Here is a 15874-nt window from a genome sequence, read left to right as displayed (position 1 = left end):
ACATCACACCAGCAAGCAGCACCCACACAAGCTGCCCCCCCCCACACACACAAGCAGCAAACGCGCAACAAAAAAGGCGGCAGGTACAAAACCTACCGCCATATTCACTATGCACACACGCACAAAACTGCGTTACGCGCAAAGCAATAAAAAGCTAGAACTACTTAAGTTCCACGGAAGCGCCGGCCTCTTCGAGGGCAGCCTTAGCCTTCTCAGCATCTTCCTTCTTAGCCTTCTCGAGAACTGGCTTTGGAGCGCCGTCAACGAGAGCCTTAGCTTCAGCCAAGCCGAGGTTGGTCAAAGCGCGAACAGCCTTGATGACTGCAATCTTCTTGTCGCCAGCAGCGGTAAGAATGACGTCGAACTCGTCCTTCTCTTCCTCAGCAGCGCCAGCAGCAGCTGGAGCAGCGGCAACAGCGGCGACAGGGGCAGCAGCCTCGACGTCGAACTTCTCTTCAAAGGCCTTGACGAACTCAGAGAGCTCAACGAGGGTCATTTCACCAAAAGCTTCAAGAAGCTCTTCACTAGTGAGCTTAGCCATAATTGGCTTCCTTTCTTACTTGGCCAGGCACACGGTGTGCCTTACGACCATAACATTTTTATTATTGGTTGGTCTCATGCAGCAAGCTGCAAGGGAATCAAGCGGCCTTTTCCTGCTTCTCGCGCAAAGCGTCGATAGTACGCACAGTCTTGGTTGGCAATGCGTTGAACAGGTAGGCGGCCTTGGACATGGTGCCCTTGAGCGCGCCGGCCATTTCGGAAAGCAACTGTGGGCGAGACTTCAAGTCTGCAAGCTGCTTTGCACCTTCGGCATCGTAAACAGTTCCATCTGCGAAACCGCCCTTGATGACGAGAGTCTTATTCTCTTTGGCAAAATCACGCAAGGTCTTAGCAGCCTCAATGAAATCACCCTTAACAAAGGTGATTGCAGTTGGGCCGGCGAGAAGCTCGTCAAGACCTTCAATGCCCGCTTCCTTAGCAGCAATACGAGCAAGCGTGTTCTTCGCCACAGAGTAGGAAGTATCGCGGCCTAGCTTTTCACGCAGAGAAGAAATCTGCGGAACGGTAAGCCCGCGGTACTCGGTAAGGTAGACAGCGTCTGCATTACGGAAAAGTTCCGTAAGATCGGCAACTACCGCTTCCTTTTCGGGCCTCTTCATGGCGTTCCTTCCTAAATCGGCCGTCAGTTCGAAAGAAACACATCAAGCTTAATTAAACAGGGCAATAAAAAAGCCCTGCGCACTGGCAGAGCAACATACGAAGCACACTAAGTGCTAAATAAAACTTACAACATACTCGCTGTAAATCTTGCTCAACCTGTGCTGGCCTGACGCATCAATTTCAGGAATCTTGCGATTCCACCAACGGTCTGTGGTTTACGTTGGGCAAGTTTAATACAAAATCAAGACAATGTCAATAAAAATTTATGCGGAAACTATAAATAAAAAGAGGGCGCGCAATTGCACACCCTCAAATACATTATTTTCACTGCTATGTAAGCTTATGCTACCTAAGTTTATTGCTTACATATCAGCAACTTTTACAGCACAGCGTTAGCAACGAAATCAAGCAAGAACAGCAAGGAAACAATCCAAAGCATTGGATGAACTTCCTTAGCACGCTTCTTGCAAGTCATAACTAAGCAGTACATGATGAAGCCTGCAGCGATGCCGTAAGAAATGGAGTAAGAGAACGCCATAAATACAGCAGCAAAGAATGCAGGAATTGCTTCGGAAATATCATCCCAAGCAATTTCCTTCAAAGAGCTTGCCATCATGCAGCCAACTACCACAAGCACGCCAGCGGTTGCTGCTGCAGGAACAGCAGAAGCAAAAGGCGCAAGAACAATAGAAAGCGCGAAGCACACGGACACAACCACGGAAGTCAAACCAGTACGACCACCTGCACCAATACCAGCAGCAGATTCTACATAAGTAGTGGTGTTAGAAGTACCGCAAATTGCGCCAACGGAAGTAGCAATAGAATCAGCAAACAATGCGCGATCCATCTTGGAGCTAAAGCCGGAGCCGTTTTCCAAAGCCTTCTCGTCTTCCTCGGAGAAAATACCAGTGCGACGGCCGGTACCAATAAAGGTGCCGAGAGTGTCAAAAGTATCCGACATTGAGAATGCGAAAATAGTTACCAACACAAGCGGCAAACGAGCAGGATCAGCAAACAATGACGCAAAACCCTTATCGCTAAAAATAGCGCCGAAAGTAGTTGGGAGCTGAGCAAAAGCGTCAGTAACAGACACTGCATTGTTCAAAGAAGTCAAGCCTAAAGGAATACCAATTAAAGAAGTTGCAATAATTGTAATAAGCAAGCTTGCGCGAACTTTAAGAACTGTAAGAACAATAGCAAAAAGAAGTCCAATAAGGAATAACCAAAGCACAGGGTTATTCATAACAGCAAGACCTGGAATAGCAGCAGTTGGTTTACTCTTTGCAGCAGCGGCAGGATCCTTGGAAGTAAAAGTAATCAAACCAACGCTCATCATGCCCACATAGGCCACAAATAAACCAATGCCACCACCGATTGCTTGCTGAAGCGAAGTCGGGATGGCACGAATAATCATTTTACGAATTTTTGTAACGGTAATAATAATGTTAATTAAACCGCACAAGAACACCATGCACATGGCCTCTTGCCATGTAAAGTGCAATCCGAAGCAAACTGTGTAAGTAAAGAATGCGTTAAGACCCATGCCGGCAGCCTGTGCGTAAGGCACGTTAGCAAACAAGCCCATAACAAGGGTACCAATGATTGCTGCGATGATTGTAGCGAGGAAAACGCCACCTTTAGGCATTCCAGTTTGGCTTAAAATCATTGGATTTACAACGATAATATATGACATTGCGAAGAATGTAGTGAGACCTGCAGTGATCTCCGTTGATACATTCGTGCCGTTTTCTTTGAGATGGAAGAACTTTTCCATATACTCTCTGTTCCTTGGTTTACAAGCGCAAAAGACCAGAAAAGCGCGGCGAAAGCACTTGAGCAATCGCGTACGCAATTACATTTGGGCATTCACGCAGAGGTTACTGCGACTCGTCGGAAGAACGAAGGCATCACAAAATCTCACATAAAATTATGAAAATTGCGAAACCTTTGAACAACCGAACAGCTCTGACCTTACGCGCACGTGCTGACCAAGGAAATACACTTAAATCAAAAAAGTATATAACAAATCAGCCAAAACGGCCGGAAATATAACGCTCAGCTTCGGCATTGCGCGGATTGTTGAACATAGTAGTCGTGTCTGCAAAGTATTCCAAATGCCCCGGCTGCCCTACAGCCTTCAAATTAAAGAATGCCGTATAATCCGCAACACGTGCAGCCTGCTGCATATTATGCGTCACAATCACAATCGTGTAATCGTTTTTAAGCTCGTTAATCAAATCTTCTACAGCCAACGTAGAAATAGGATCCAGCGCCGAGCAAGGCTCATCCATAAGCAAAACTTGCGGATGCACGGCCACAGCTCTAGCGATGCAAAGTCGCTGCTGCTGACCGCCCGAAAGACCAATTCCAGGCTTATCTAAGCGGTCCTTAACTTCATTCCACAAGTTTGCACCTCGCAATGCCCACTCGACTAAATCGTCAGCATCCTGCTTAGCAATTTTTCGATTATTTAGGCGAACTCCAGCAAGCACGTTTTCTCGAATAGACATTGTTGGGAAAGGATTTGGGCGCTGAAAAACCATGCCAACATCTCGGCGAACTGCCACAGGGTCAACGTCTTTTCCGTATAAATCGCGGCCTTCAAGAAGCACATGGCCTTCTACGCGCGCTCCCGGCGTAATCTCGTGCATACGGTCTAAAGTGCGCAAAACTGTTGACTTTCCGCAACCAGAAGGTCCAATAAAAGCCGTCACTTTATTTGGCTCAATATTAATATTTACGTCTTCTACGGCAAGAAAATCACCATAGTAAATATTTAAGTTCTTAACATCAATTCGTTGACCCATTTTATGCTCGCTTTCTAAAATCTATTTCGCCTTATTTCGCCTTATTTCGCCTTATTTCGCTTTTACAGAAAACACTCGAGCTACAACTCGCCCCAAAATATTTAGCAACAACACCAACACAATAAGCGTTAAAGCCGCAGCCCAAGCGCGCTCCATTGGAATTGTTGTAACGCAAGAAGCCGGAGCATTAGCTGGGCAATTTGCAGAAAGTTTGGAATATTCCTGGTAAACGTACACAGGCAAAGTAGTCATTTGCCCGTCGAATAAGTTGAAATTCGTGGAAGCAATAAAGCCTGAAGCCATAAGAAGTGGCGCAGTTTCGCCAATAACTCGCGCAACTGCAAGAATACAGCCAGACACAATTCCCGGAAGAGCAGTGCGCAAAACAATTTTCGTAATTGTGCGCTGCTTGGTTACGCCCAGAGCTAAGGCAGCCTCGCGCAAATCGTTCGGCACAATTTTTAGCATTTCTTGAGAAGATTTAACAACCGTTGGAATCATAAGTAGAGAAAGAGCTACAGATCCTTCAAAACCATTGATTGTGCCAGGACCTGCAAGAAGAGCAAACATAGAAAAAGCAAACAGACCGGCGACAATAGACGGAATACCACTCATAACGTCAACAAGTAGATTAATTATGCGCGAAATTTTATTTCCGCTAGCATACTCAACCAAATAAACAGCACACATTAGGCCAATTGGAATCGAAATAACCATAGCTCCTAAAGTTATTTCGAGCGTTCCAATAATTGCGTGCAAAATGCCACCGTAACCGCCAGTTCCAGTAGCATTTCCGCCCACAACGTAAGTCATGTTATGCGTTAAAAAGTCAAGATTTAAGCGCTTAATACCGTTAATAATTGTTGTTAAAAGCAAAGAAACAAGCGGAATAAGCGCCACAACAAAAGACAAAAAAATCAGCACACGCATAAGCATATCTTTGCGTTTACGCGCGGCTATAGAAGATCTAGTTGGACGGAATTTGTTGAAGTCAATAACCGGAGCTGCGGAATTTTCGACGGACTTTTCGGCGCGATTTTCAGTGGATTTTTCGGCGCTATTTTCAGCAAAATCTACAGCACTTGCGGCAGATTTATTAATTTGATTCTCCATTTATGCGCCCGCCTTTCCGGTAATTTTGCGAGCAATAAAGTTGACTGCAAAAGAAATAACAAACAAAACTAAGCCGGTTGCAATAAGCGCACTTACTCCAAGACCGTTCGCTTCCGGATACTGCGCTGCAATATTTGCGGCAATAGTTTGATTTTGGGAAGCCTTGAAAATATTGATTCCAAAAGTAAATCCAGGAGACAAAATCATCAAAACTGCCATTGTTTCACCAAGAGCGCGACCAAGGCCAAGCATAGAAGCAGATACAATACCAGACTTTGCAAACGGCAAAACAGCTAACTTAATCATTTCCCACTTTGTAGCGCCAAGAGCAAGCGCACCTTCCTGTTGCAAGCGCGGAGCCTGCTGGAAAATATCTCTAGCCATAGAAGTAATAATAGGCAAAATCATAACAGCTAAAACTAAGCTAACTGTTGCAGAACTTCTGGAAGGATTCGCCGCAGGACCAGAAAATAGCGGAATCCAGCCAAAAAGTTTAGAAACCCAATCCCAGAACGGATACATTGCTGGAACCAAAACTAATCCGCCCCACAAACCATAAATTACGGACGGAATTGCAGCAAGCAAATCAACAACTCCGCTTAAAAGCGGAACAATTTTTTTAGGAGCATAATACGAAATAAACAGAGCAATGCCGAGTGCCACAAAAAATGCGAACAGCAGCGCGAGCGCAGACATAAGCACCGTACCAAAAATAAGCGGAGCTACGTAGCTTATAAAATCGTGCGCTTTACCGCCAGTAAAGTCGGAAAATACGCGACTTACCTGCGCATGATTCCCGCTTATTAGCGGCCACGCGCGAAACAGCAGGAATACTGCAACTGCAGTCAGCACAAGCAAAATCAGCATTCCACAGCTTGCAGCCACGCCTTTAAAAAGACGGTCTGCAAAATGAGTGCCTGCACAATTTTTGCTATTACTCTCAGAAACTTGAGTAGCTTCGCTTGCGCTATCCGCAACTGCTGCTGCATTTTTCGTAGAACTCAATCATTCTCCTTTTTAACTGATATTTTTCATAATATCAGTTACGAAAAGTTTTTACTTTACAGTTTTACTTTTCGATTTTTATTTTTTATTTTCCAGTTTTTACTTTCCGGTTTTAATCTCTTGAATTGACTTGTTAATTTTGCCAACCAAATTTTGCGGAAGTGGTGCTGTTCCAGCAGCAGAAGAAGCAGCATTCTGACCTTCCGCGCTAGTCACATAGCTCAGCCAAGACTTCACAAACTGAGCAGTTGAAGAATCCTTATAAACCGGGCAAGAAATATCGTAAGAAACCAACACAATCGGGTACGCACCCTTAGTTTGCGTATTATGATTAATTTTCATAACAACGCGATTAGGATACTTTGCCGAAGCATCAGAATCAATCTCGGAATCAGCTAAAGTTTTCGACGCTGCATCCGGAGAAATCTCATTATAAGTATCTCCCACCTTCACAGCAACTGTGCCAAGCTTACCAACTTGCGAAAAATCAGCGTAGCCAATAGCACCGTCAGCCATGCGAACTGTTGACACAACACCAGAAGTGCCTTTCGCGCCTTGACCGACGCTATTTGGCCAGTTTTCAGAAAGATCGTGCGACCAATCGTCTGGAGCTGCATCCTTCACATAGCTTAAGAAATTCTGCGTTGTGCCAGACTTATCGGAGCGGTGAACAACCGTAATTGGAGTGCTAGGAAGTTTTAGCTTAGGATTTTGCGATTTAATCGCATCGTCATCCCAGCGCGTGATTTTGCCGTCGAAAATTTTAGCAATCGTCGAAGCGTCCAAATTAATATGCTTGCCAGCATCCGAAACGCCTTTCAGATTAAAAATAATCGCAATTGGTGAAACATACACAGGCACGTCAAAAGCTGTAGTACCATTTGCGCAAACCGACTTTGACTTTTCTACCTCGTCGTCGCTTAGCGGCTTGTCTGAACCAGCCCAAGCCGTAGCACCAGTCATAAAAGTTGTAACTCCTGCGCCGGAGCCTGTTGGATTGTATGCAATTTTTACACCGCTATTTTTGGCTTGGAATCCTGCAATCCATGCTTCTACTGCAACCTGCTGTGAAGAAGCGCCAGAGCCTTGGAAATTGCCGGAAATTTTTGCATTCTGCGCGCCGGTTGCGTTGTTGTTGTCTGCTGGACTATTGTCGCCGCAAGCAGCGCAAGTCGCGCACAAGCCGAAAGTGAGCGCCGCCGCAGCAATACTACGGAACTTAAGTGCGCTTTTATTCATATTCAATTTGTTCATATTTGACTTATTCATATTGTTACGCATATTCTTCTTTCCTTTCGCGAAGAATTGCCTTGCGCCCCACCACATTTTCGCGTTCCTATAGCCATATTTGCGAATTGGGCGCATTCTTTTAATTAATCCCTATCTTTTTTTATTAACGCAACCATCATAAATAGGTGGGTTAAACCGCACCGGCAAAAACAAAGTGGGTATCAAAAATGGCGGTATTTGGCGCTATATTTAACGCGAGATAAGCAAAATGAAGGTCGGCGACCGCCTCGGCGTGTCGAAATGTCACAAATTGCGAAGAATATTTACCGTAATTCTTGCAGCAGTGTCTGCATATTCGGAAATGTCAAAAGTGTGAAAATCCTCGTATTTTGTGTCTGCATTATCGCTCATTGCGCGCACAACAAGCGCAGGAACGTCGTTACGAGCAGCAACATGTAAGACTGCTGCGCCTTCCATTTCCACAGCATCGGCTTTAGTAGCTTCTATTACTTCCGCAACTTTTTCTGGAGAATCAACGAAATATCCGCCGGACGCAATCGTTCCAGCAATATGTGTGATTTTCATATCGGTGAGCACTTTGCTAGCTACTTTAAGAAGATAATCATCCGAATGAAACTCGCTTGCAAACGGCTTCCACTGGCCAATTAAGCGCATATCAGTATCGAGATATTTTACAGTTTTTCCAAGAACAACATCGTTCGTATGCAAATTTTTATTAAGATTTCCAGCAATACCCGAAAAAATTACGGCTTGAGGATTGTATGCGTCAATAAGATACTGCACAGTTGCAGCAGCATTTACTAAGCCCATTCCACCAACCGTAGCCGCGACTTCGATTTTTCTACCATCCGCAGAGTCGAGAGTGCCGCAAGATACATCAAGACTCGCAGCCTTCTTGTGGCTTACGTTTTCAAGCGCACTAGAAATATGCGCAACTTCCTCATCCAAAGCGCCAACAATAGCAACTTTAGTAATATCAACTTTCGTAAGTTTTTCAGTATTAGACATTAACAGAATCATCCTTTTTTACTTCACTACTTACGCATTTATCGTTATTCTTAACCAAAAACACGCAGACTAAAGTCATAATAACAAAAGTCAAAGTCGCAATCTTCAGCAATGCGCCACACGTAAAATCAAACCACGGATTCGTAATAGGAACGTTGAAAAACGCAATAATCTGATCATGCAGGGCAAGAAAAGCGAAAAATCCAGCTATAAGCAACACACAAACTAAAGTGCCAACAATGCGACGCCATCCGCGAGCAAAAATAAGCAAAACGATTCCAGTTACAAACGGCATAAAAACGCTAAACCACAATGCAGAATCAGTAACAAGCGTGTACCCTGCGCTATGAGTGCCACGATACCACGCAAAAGCAAGCAGAATAACACCAGTTGCAATCAAAGCAAACAGCACATATTTCACAATCGGAAACGCTTTACACGCAAAACCTTTATTCGCTTTATTCGCTTTATTCAAGTCTTTGTTATACATTTCAACACACTCCTTTGTACGCAAAATATAGTGCAAAACTTAACTGGCAAATACAGTAAAATATAAGCCTAGTAGAAGTAAATTGAGATTATCTTACTACAATCTCTAATCTCTAATCTCTAATCTCTAGTCTCTAATCTCTACGGCGTGTTGCAACAGATTTAGCTAAAGTTCTTAGCAAATCGGCAGTATCTTCCCAAGAAATACAACGATCCGTAATAGACTTGCCGTATTCAAGCTCACTCAAAGGAGCAGGATCTTGATTACCGCCCTGCAAGAAGCTCTCCATCATAACGCCCTTAATGCCCTGCTCGCCAGCAGCCAAACGATCCGCAATCTCGCGCACAACCTCAATCTGACGATGCTCATCCTTGCCAGAATTACCATGAGAACAATCCACAACAACGCCATGGGAAGCCACACAACCAGTGCCCAAACGCAAACGAATTGAAGCCACAGCAGAAGCAACCGACGCAGCATCATAATTCGGGCCATTACTAGAACCACGCAAAACCACGTGACAATCCGGGTTACCAAGAGTCTGGACAGCGCAAGCGCGACCAAGATGATCAATACCAAAGAACGTATGATGCTGGCTCGCAGCCAAGCAACCATTCACAGCAGCAGAAACAGAACCATCAGTAGCATTCTTAAAACCAACCGGCATAGAAAGACCACTAGCAAGCTGACGGTGAATCTGAGACTCCGTATTACGCGCACCAATCGCGCCCCAACTCACAGCATCCGCAATAAACTGCGGGCTAGTCGGCTCCAAAAACTCAGTAGCAGCAGCCAAACCAGCATCCAACACACCAAGCAAAGTCTTACGCGCAAGAAGCAAACCCTTATGAATATCATGCGTTCCGTCAATATCTGGGTCGTTAATCAAACCCTTCCAGCCAAGAGCCGTGCGCGGCTTTTCAAAATACACGCGCATAACAATAAGAAGCTCATCTTCAAGCTCCGAACGCAACTTAGCTAAACGACTCGCATAATCAAGAGCAGCCTTAGGATCATGCACAGAACACGGGCCAACAATAACCAGCAAACGGTCGTCGTCGCCATTCAAACATCCACGAATCTCATCGCGAGACTCAGCAACAATATCCTGCGCATACGGCGACAACGGCAACTCACCAAGCACCTGAGCAGGAGTCGGCAGCGGCTCCAGCTCAAGCACGCGGCGGTTGATAATGCGATCCACACCAACCTGGTCCTCCCATCGCTGGAACTTCGCAGAGTTAAGAGGGTTGCGCCCCTCCTCAACTTCCTTCTTTACCGCGCGAGAAGTACGCTGCTCAGCCGTAGAAGACATTTGTTCACCATCCTATAAAACAATGCTTGGTGCGGTCGGTGCGCGTTTTTAGAACGCGCACCGCCGAACTCGCGCAGAGAGTCCACTGGACTCTCTGCAATAGCGAGTTCGGCGCATTAGCATAGCTTGAAATCCTAATGATTTCAAGCTATGCTAATGCGCCCATTGGATCCCACGCCGGCAAAACGATTGCTGGCTCTTCTAGTGCTTTGCGATATTCTTCCGGAAGCAGATTCTTCGGCACTGCAACCTCATACACATACTCAGTAAACCAATCGTCACTCATCGTAAAGTAACCCTTATCCGCAATGTCAGTGCCCCAAGAGTTCTCTACGCGCCAGCGACGAGTAGTTGTGCCGTCGTCAGCAACATCCACACCAGCAAAAGCCATAGCGTGATTCATCGCAGAATCAGCAAAGCGCACGCGCTCTTCCTTATCCAAATCGAAATCAACGCCATAAACTCGTCCGTACTCGAACAAATCCGTAGCCCAAGCGCCATTTTCGCGATCCATCATAGGATGGCAGTCGGCACCAAACCAAACTGGAATGCCCTTCTCAACCAAAATCTTACGCACGCAATCCTTCATAAACTGGTTTGGCACGTTCAAATACTCGGTTGCGTCTCCGCCGGCAACATTACCCAAATGCTCAATAGCAATCTTCTTGCCCTTAGGATGCTCAGCGCGAGGATCGTCAACCAAGCACACATAATCCTCAAGACCAGCGTTCACATACTTCTTCCAGAACTCAACTGGCGTAATCTCACCATCGCGATGGAACTTGCCGTCGCTATCAGTCCACTCCCAATCGAAGCTCTTAGGCGGCTCGCCCAAGTGAATTGTCAAAATCCTATGACCTGCAGCAGTAGCGTCTGCAATAATCTCATCAATTTCAGTAGCATTAGCATACATATGAGCCACAGCAGTATGCAAAAGCGCACGCAACTGTGTATTCATAGCGCCAGTATTCTTAGAAGAAGCGGTTTCTGGGAACAAATCTTTAGGAACAGCACCATACTTCTTGTAAACGTTCATAGCCATGGTCCACTGACCGCCATCGCCCATAACGTCGTGCAACAAATGCTGAATCAAACGAGAATCTGAAGGCTCGCCCGCGCGAACCAAAGCCGCAACATCCTTCAAGAAGTAGTTAATTCGCTCAAGCTTGTCGTAATACATTGCGTAGTTCTGAGAAAACTCAAATTCCTTCAAACCAAGCGACTTTTTAGCAATGAAACGAGCCACGTTCAACGAGCTAAACAGCCAGCAGCGTCCAGAACGATCCTGATGCGTAGCATCACCGTTGTCAACAATCGTGGAAAAACGACGCTGCAACAAGCGAGCGCGGTCATAATTACGCGCAACCTTATCAATACCAGCAGCAGTCACACCATTCATGGCTAAACGGTTTAACGGATTCGCGTCAAAATCCTCACGCAAACCTTGCAATGCTTCATCAGTTAAAGCGGTGATCTCAGTCACTATTCTTACCTTTCCTATTAATTATTTAGTTAAATTTATTTAGAAAATTTGTTTAGAAAACTTATTTTACTAATTTTCTTGAGATTCGTCATATTCACTGTATTCGTCAGATTCGTTAGATTCTTCAGATTCCGCAAGCGCAGCCTGAACATCTCGCTGAGCCTGCTTTGCTTCGGCAGAAGATTTCGCATCCGCAGAATCGTCAACATCGTCAGAAGCCTGCTGAACATGCTGATCCTGCTGAGCATCTCCAAAATCAAAACCAGAGAACGCGTTTGCAAACAGCGAACGTAATTCTGTAACTCGCTGCGTAATAGTTGCCTCGCGATGCTGCAATTGGCTCAAGCGCGCAGTCATACCATCTAATTCCTGCTGTGCTGCAGCCCTACGCTCTTCAACCTGAGCAGTCGCTTCCTGCATAGCTTTGCGCACAATATCAGCAGCCTGATTATCTGCAGCCTGATGCGTTTGCGCCGCATATTCGTCAGCTTCTTGATGCACAGTTTTCGCGCGAGCCACCAAAGCATCGGCTTCTTCTTGAGCTGCACTCTCCTTTTCCTTCAAGCCAGAAAGCAAAGCGTCAACCTTCTTAGTTGCTTCTTCCTGCTGGGCAGCAATATCTGCACGAATCTGCTCAACTTCTGCACTAACTTGGCTTAACGTACGCGTGCGCTCAACTTGAGCATCATCCGCAATTTCCTGAGCTTTTGCCGCGGCAGCATCCGTAATTTCGCCAGCCTTACGCTGAGCATCCGCCATCATCTTAGAAGCATGTTCGCGCATATCTGCCAACTTTTTATTCGCCTCTGCCAACGCAGATTCGATTTGATCATTAGTTTCAGCCTTTGCGCGTGCAATTTCTTCGTTTGCAGCCGCACGCTGTTCTGCAATTTTTTGAGCAGCTTCCGACTTAAGCTGGGAAATATTGCTTTCTTGCTTAGCGCGCTCAGAAGCCATGCGCTTAGTGTGCTCCTCTTGAGCATTTTGCAAAGCTAATTCTGCAGCATCTTTTTGCGCTTGAACGTCTTTTGCTGTAGTATCTCGCAAACGTGCAGAATCTTCTTGAGCAGCTTGCATCATTTGAGTCGACTTTTGCGTAGCGTTTGAAAGCATTGTGTCGGCTTTAGTTTGTGCCTCCTGCATTAAGTGAGCTGCATCTAATTTAGCGTTATTAAGTAATGTTCCAGCCTGAGCTTGTGCATTCTTTTTGATTGACGCAGCATCCTGCTTTGCTCGCTCAAGTAATTGTGCACTTGTTTGTTCTGCAGATGCTAGTAATTGTTGCGCATTTGCACCCAAAGATGCGAAAGTATTTCCGCTTTTGGCGCGCTTTACATTATTTTTTTCTTCTTGCAATTGAGCTTGCAATTGCAAAATTGATTCGTCACTGGAACGCACTTGTTCACGCAAACGCGAAATTGTACGCTCATAGTTAGCAAAGGCCTCATTTACCTTGTCTTTATCGTAACCACGCAACGCGGTTGGGAATAAATCCGTTGCCATAATATTCCTTTCACAAGCCCCCAGTAAGCTGCACCGACTGTGTGCCTACGCCATCAGCATCAACGCTATCACTTAAGAGCGCAAAATACTCGTGTGTTGCGCACGTTTTTGCTAAGCTCACACAACTAATTTATCATCACCTATTTAGTAACAAATAATTTAGTAACAACTACTTTAATAACATTCCTTCTGCAGAAGGTTGCATATAATATCTGACTGCTTCACGCACAATATCTTGCCCTGCTTCAATCTGCTGTTTTAATGGCAAACCGTTTCTAGCATCGTGCAAACTTACGACCGGAGGAAAACTCACAAAACCGGCAAGAACACGCTTATTATCTTTAGCCGCCCAGTGCAAAAGCTGATAAAACAAAGAATTGCACACGTACGTTCCTGCGTCGGAGCTTAAATTAGATGCAATTGAGTCGTGAGCAAAACGCTGCAAAATCATTCGCAAAGGCAGCCTCGTCCAGTAAGCTGCAGGACCATCTTCAACAATCGGCATTTTTTGCGGGCGACTATTATCTACATCCGGCTTTTTAGCATCAATAACATTAGTTGCGCATCTTTCAAGCTGCACACCTCGCGCAGTGTGCTTTGTGCCGGTGGCGATTACAATATTTGCCTGCTCGCGCTCAATTGTTTCTAATAATTTAGGCCAAGCATTCGCAAAACTAATCGGAAGCATAACAGACGTTACTTTTACACAAATATCTTCAGAAGGCTGCATTTTAGCAAGATTTTCCGCAGATTCTAGTGCAGATGGCACTTCGTAAGAAGGGTTGACTTCTAAATCTGCATATGGACCAAATCCTGAAATTACAACGTTAATTTGATTCATAATATTAGCCTACTTTCTGAAGATTTTAGCTACTTGTCTAGTATTACAAGCGCAAGAAGTCTGCCTTCATGCGATTTTCCAGCAAGTTGAGCGCGCCTATGCGAATACCACAGAGGATTTTCCAAAGTGCACATTGGGTTTTGCAAATTTTGTAAACGTTCCGGCAAAGATTCTCCTTCACTGTCTACTTCGCAAATTGTGTGCAATTCCTCATCTTCACGCAAATATTGCGTTGCTGCATAAACTCGAGGCATTGCGTCAACAATATTTGCAACTCCTGCGAGAGCTAAGTCAATTCGAGCAGCCTCAGCAATATCAATGCCGATTCCGCCGAAACGAGTTTTTGTTACGGTTTGCGGGTAGCGTTTTTCAAAATCGAGCGCAATACTTTCGCCGACTTCGTAGCAGTTTCCGCAAATGCATGGGCCTAAAACAGCGTTTATTCGCGAGCGTTCAGCACCTTTTTTACACATTGCTTCAATAGCAGAATCAAGAACTCCAGCCATTAATCCTTTTCTTCCGCAATGCGCTGCTGCAATTACGCCAGCTTCGTCGTCCGCAAGTAGAACAGGCAAGCAGTCGGCTGCAAACATTCCCAAAGCAAGCGAGTGGGCTGTAGAAACTTGCGCATCTGATTCAATACGCAATTTGGAATCCGCAAAACCAGTTGCGTCGAATCCGTAAGGCGTATTCCATGAATCAACTACAGTATCCGCGTCAAAAACTTCATTTCCGTGCACTTGAGCAACTAAAGATAAGTCCGCTTGTAACGCACGCTGTAATGCTGCGCGATTGCTTGTAACAGCTTCCTCACTATCTCCTGCACGACCACCTAAATTAAGCGAAGCAAATGAACCTTCAGAAATGCCACCCAATCTAGTAGTAAAAACTGCATGAGCGCGAGTTCCTAATGCAACTGGAATAGTTACAGGAATTGGCTTGCCTTCGTTATCTTCATGCGGCAGCGGCATGCCAGTTACGCTTGTTTGTTGCATATGTTACTTTCTTTCACCCTAAATAAGCCAATTCTTCATCGCTTAAGTTCAAATCTGAAGCTTTTAAGCTGTCGAGAATAGTTGCAGGCCTGTGCGCTCCTGGAATCACAAATACGTGCTCACCTTTTGCAAGCTCCCAAGCCAAAACTACCTGCTGGTAGCTTACGCCATGATTCTCGGCAACTTTGCGGAATGGATCGAAAAGATGCTCGTCATACGGATGACGGAATCCACCAAGAGGACTCCAGCAAACAAAAGCAATTCCAAGCTTTTCGCAATATTGCAAAGTATCCTCATTCTCTAAATGAACTGGAGAATATTGATTTTGCACTGCTACTAGCTTTTCTCCTAAAATATTGCGCGCAATATCGATTTGTTCCACAGAAGCGTTAGAAATTCCGATTTCTCGAGCAACTCCTTCATCAAGCAGCTGTTGCATTGCTTCAATGGATTCATTGTATGGAACTTCTGGATCTGGCCTGTGGAAGTAAAGCAAGTCAATAGTATCTACGCCAAGTGCCATAGCTGACTCTTTTGCGTGACGAATTAAGTGCTCCGGCTTGCCATCCTTACCCCACGTTGGGCGGCAATCCGTAAAGTTACGGAAATGACCTACTTTTGTTGCAACTAAAATAGAAGATTTATTGCCCTTCCAGCTTTCTAAAGCCTCACGAACAAGCTTTTCTCCAGTTTGCTCCTCACCACCAGAGCAGTAATACGCCCATGCGGTATCAATATGCGTACAGCCAGCATCAAGAGCTGCATGAATGGTTTCAATGCCCATGCTGTGTCCAAGATTGTTTTCGATTGTAAGCGGCATTTCACCAAAGCCAATGGCTGTTGTGTCAAACGACCCCAGTGTACGATGCATAACCATATTTACCTCTTATCTAAACAGTTTT

The 15874-nt window shown here is 45.2% G+C and carries 15 protein-coding genes; all 15 read right to left on the bottom strand.

Features of this window, described 5'->3' with window-relative positions; all coding sequences use genetic code 11:
• Nucleotides 1-160: 160 nt before the first annotated feature.
• Nucleotides 161-541: a 50S ribosomal protein L7/L12 gene (gene rplL, locus HXT33_RS00935; protein ID WP_004134236.1), complete on the bottom strand. Its 381-nt coding sequence runs from the start codon at nucleotides 539-541 to the stop codon at nucleotides 161-163.
• A 97-nt stretch (nucleotides 542-638) separates the two neighbouring features.
• Nucleotides 639-1160: a 50S ribosomal protein L10 gene (rplJ, locus tag HXT33_RS00930; RefSeq protein ID WP_004129547.1), complete on the bottom strand. Its 522-nt coding sequence runs from the start codon at nucleotides 1158-1160 to the stop codon at nucleotides 639-641.
• Nucleotides 1161-1540: 380 nt separating this feature from the next.
• Nucleotides 1541-2935 carry an NCS2 family permease gene (locus tag HXT33_RS00925; protein ID WP_308583281.1) on the bottom strand — a complete coding sequence of 465 codons (1395 nt, stop codon included), beginning with the start codon at nucleotides 2933-2935 and terminating at the stop codon, nucleotides 1541-1543.
• A 253-nt stretch (nucleotides 2936-3188) separates the two neighbouring features.
• Nucleotides 3189-3968 carry a phosphate ABC transporter ATP-binding protein PstB gene (gene pstB / locus HXT33_RS00920; RefSeq protein ID WP_004129551.1) on the bottom strand — a complete coding sequence of 260 codons (780 nt, stop codon included), beginning with the start codon at nucleotides 3966-3968 and terminating at the stop codon, nucleotides 3189-3191.
• Nucleotides 3969-4019: 51 nt separating this feature from the next.
• Complete coding sequence (gene pstA, locus HXT33_RS00915; RefSeq protein WP_116794346.1) at nucleotides 4020-5081, bottom strand: phosphate ABC transporter permease PstA; 1062 nt, start codon at nucleotides 5079-5081, stop codon at nucleotides 4020-4022.
• On the bottom strand, nucleotides 5082-6086 hold the full coding sequence (gene pstC / locus HXT33_RS00910; RefSeq protein ID WP_116794347.1) for a phosphate ABC transporter permease subunit PstC: 1005 nt from the start codon (nucleotides 6084-6086) through the stop codon (nucleotides 5082-5084).
• A gap of 99 nt (nucleotides 6087-6185) precedes the next feature.
• A complete protein-coding gene (gene pstS / locus HXT33_RS00905) occupies nucleotides 6186-7412 on the bottom strand; it encodes a phosphate ABC transporter substrate-binding protein PstS (RefSeq protein WP_116794348.1) in 1227 nt (408 codons plus the stop codon).
• A gap of 207 nt (nucleotides 7413-7619) precedes the next feature.
• Nucleotides 7620-8345, bottom strand: a complete 726-nt coding sequence (gene mtnN, locus HXT33_RS00900; protein ID WP_116794349.1) for a 5'-methylthioadenosine/S-adenosylhomocysteine nucleosidase — start codon at nucleotides 8343-8345, stop codon at nucleotides 7620-7622.
• The gene (locus HXT33_RS00895; protein ID WP_421787163.1) at nucleotides 8338-8835 is read right to left on the bottom strand and encodes a hypothetical protein; all 498 of its coding nucleotides are present in this window, start codon (nucleotides 8833-8835) and stop codon (nucleotides 8338-8340) included. The genes mtnN and HXT33_RS00895 overlap by 8 nt, the downstream gene beginning before the upstream one ends.
• Before the next feature lie 133 nt (nucleotides 8836-8968).
• Complete coding sequence (locus tag HXT33_RS00890; protein ID WP_421787161.1) at nucleotides 8969-10150, bottom strand: 3-deoxy-7-phosphoheptulonate synthase; 1182 nt, start codon at nucleotides 10148-10150, stop codon at nucleotides 8969-8971.
• A gap of 148 nt (nucleotides 10151-10298) precedes the next feature.
• A complete protein-coding gene (locus HXT33_RS00885) occupies nucleotides 10299-11633 on the bottom strand; it encodes a C1 family peptidase (protein ID WP_375169115.1) in 1335 nt (444 codons plus the stop codon).
• Between the two features lie 69 nt (nucleotides 11634-11702).
• Nucleotides 11703-13136 carry a cell division protein gene (locus HXT33_RS00880; RefSeq protein ID WP_421787159.1) on the bottom strand — a complete coding sequence of 478 codons (1434 nt, stop codon included), beginning with the start codon at nucleotides 13134-13136 and terminating at the stop codon, nucleotides 11703-11705.
• A 169-nt stretch (nucleotides 13137-13305) separates the two neighbouring features.
• Nucleotides 13306-13977 carry a pyroglutamyl-peptidase I gene (locus HXT33_RS00875; protein ID WP_116794354.1) on the bottom strand — a complete coding sequence of 224 codons (672 nt, stop codon included), beginning with the start codon at nucleotides 13975-13977 and terminating at the stop codon, nucleotides 13306-13308.
• Between the two features lie 29 nt (nucleotides 13978-14006).
• Complete coding sequence (locus HXT33_RS00870; protein WP_421787157.1) at nucleotides 14007-14972, bottom strand: polyphenol oxidase family protein; 966 nt, start codon at nucleotides 14970-14972, stop codon at nucleotides 14007-14009.
• 13 nt (nucleotides 14973-14985) lie between these two features.
• Nucleotides 14986-15849, bottom strand: coding sequence for an aldo/keto reductase (locus tag HXT33_RS00865; protein WP_421787155.1), 864 nt, complete (start codon nucleotides 15847-15849; stop codon nucleotides 14986-14988).
• Nucleotides 15850-15874: the final 25 nt, after the last annotated feature.

It is taken from the genome of Gardnerella sp. DNF00753, from assembly GCF_049244275.1.
Lineage (GTDB): Bacteria > Actinomycetota > Actinomycetes > Actinomycetales > Bifidobacteriaceae > Bifidobacterium > Bifidobacterium greenwoodii.
Note: the sequence above shows the minus strand (reverse complement) of the source record. Positions and strands in the feature narration are given on the sequence as shown.

What these genes read in the sequence shown, in the direction of transcription:
- rplL (WP_004134236.1), bottom strand. Translation starts at nt 541, where the DNA reads ATGGCTAAGCTCACTAGTGAAGAGCTTCTTGAAGCTTTTGGTGAAATG.
- rplJ (WP_004129547.1), bottom strand. Translation starts at nt 1,160, where the DNA reads ATGAAGAGGCCCGAAAAGGAAGCGGTAGTTGCCGATCTTACGGAACTT.
- HXT33_RS00925 (WP_308583281.1), bottom strand. Translation starts at nt 2,935, where the DNA reads ATGGAAAAGTTCTTCCATCTCAAAGAAAACGGCACGAATGTATCAACG.
- pstB (WP_004129551.1), bottom strand. Translation starts at nt 3,968, where the DNA reads ATGGGTCAACGAATTGATGTTAAGAACTTAAATATTTACTATGGTGAT.
- pstA (WP_116794346.1), bottom strand. Translation starts at nt 5,081, where the DNA reads ATGGAGAATCAAATTAATAAATCTGCCGCAAGTGCTGTAGATTTTGCT.
- pstS (WP_116794348.1), bottom strand. Translation starts at nt 7,412, where the DNA reads ATGTGGTGGGGCGCAAGGCAATTCTTCGCGAAAGGAAAGAAGAATATG.
- mtnN (WP_116794349.1), bottom strand. Translation starts at nt 8,345, where the DNA reads ATGTCTAATACTGAAAAACTTACGAAAGTTGATATTACTAAAGTTGCT.
- HXT33_RS00895 (WP_421787163.1), bottom strand. Translation starts at nt 8,835, where the DNA reads ATGTATAACAAAGACTTGAATAAAGCGAATAAAGCGAATAAAGGTTTT.
- HXT33_RS00890 (WP_421787161.1), bottom strand. Translation starts at nt 10,150, where the DNA reads ATGTCTTCTACGGCTGAGCAGCGTACTTCTCGCGCGGTAAAGAAGGAA.
- HXT33_RS00880 (WP_421787159.1), bottom strand. Translation starts at nt 13,136, where the DNA reads ATGGCAACGGATTTATTCCCAACCGCGTTGCGTGGTTACGATAAAGAC.
- HXT33_RS00875 (WP_116794354.1), bottom strand. Translation starts at nt 13,977, where the DNA reads ATGAATCAAATTAACGTTGTAATTTCAGGATTTGGTCCATATGCAGAT.
- HXT33_RS00870 (WP_421787157.1), bottom strand. Translation starts at nt 14,972, where the DNA reads ATGCAACAAACAAGCGTAACTGGCATGCCGCTGCCGCATGAAGATAAC.
- HXT33_RS00865 (WP_421787155.1), bottom strand. Translation starts at nt 15,849, where the DNA reads ATGGTTATGCATCGTACACTGGGGTCGTTTGACACAACAGCCATTGGC.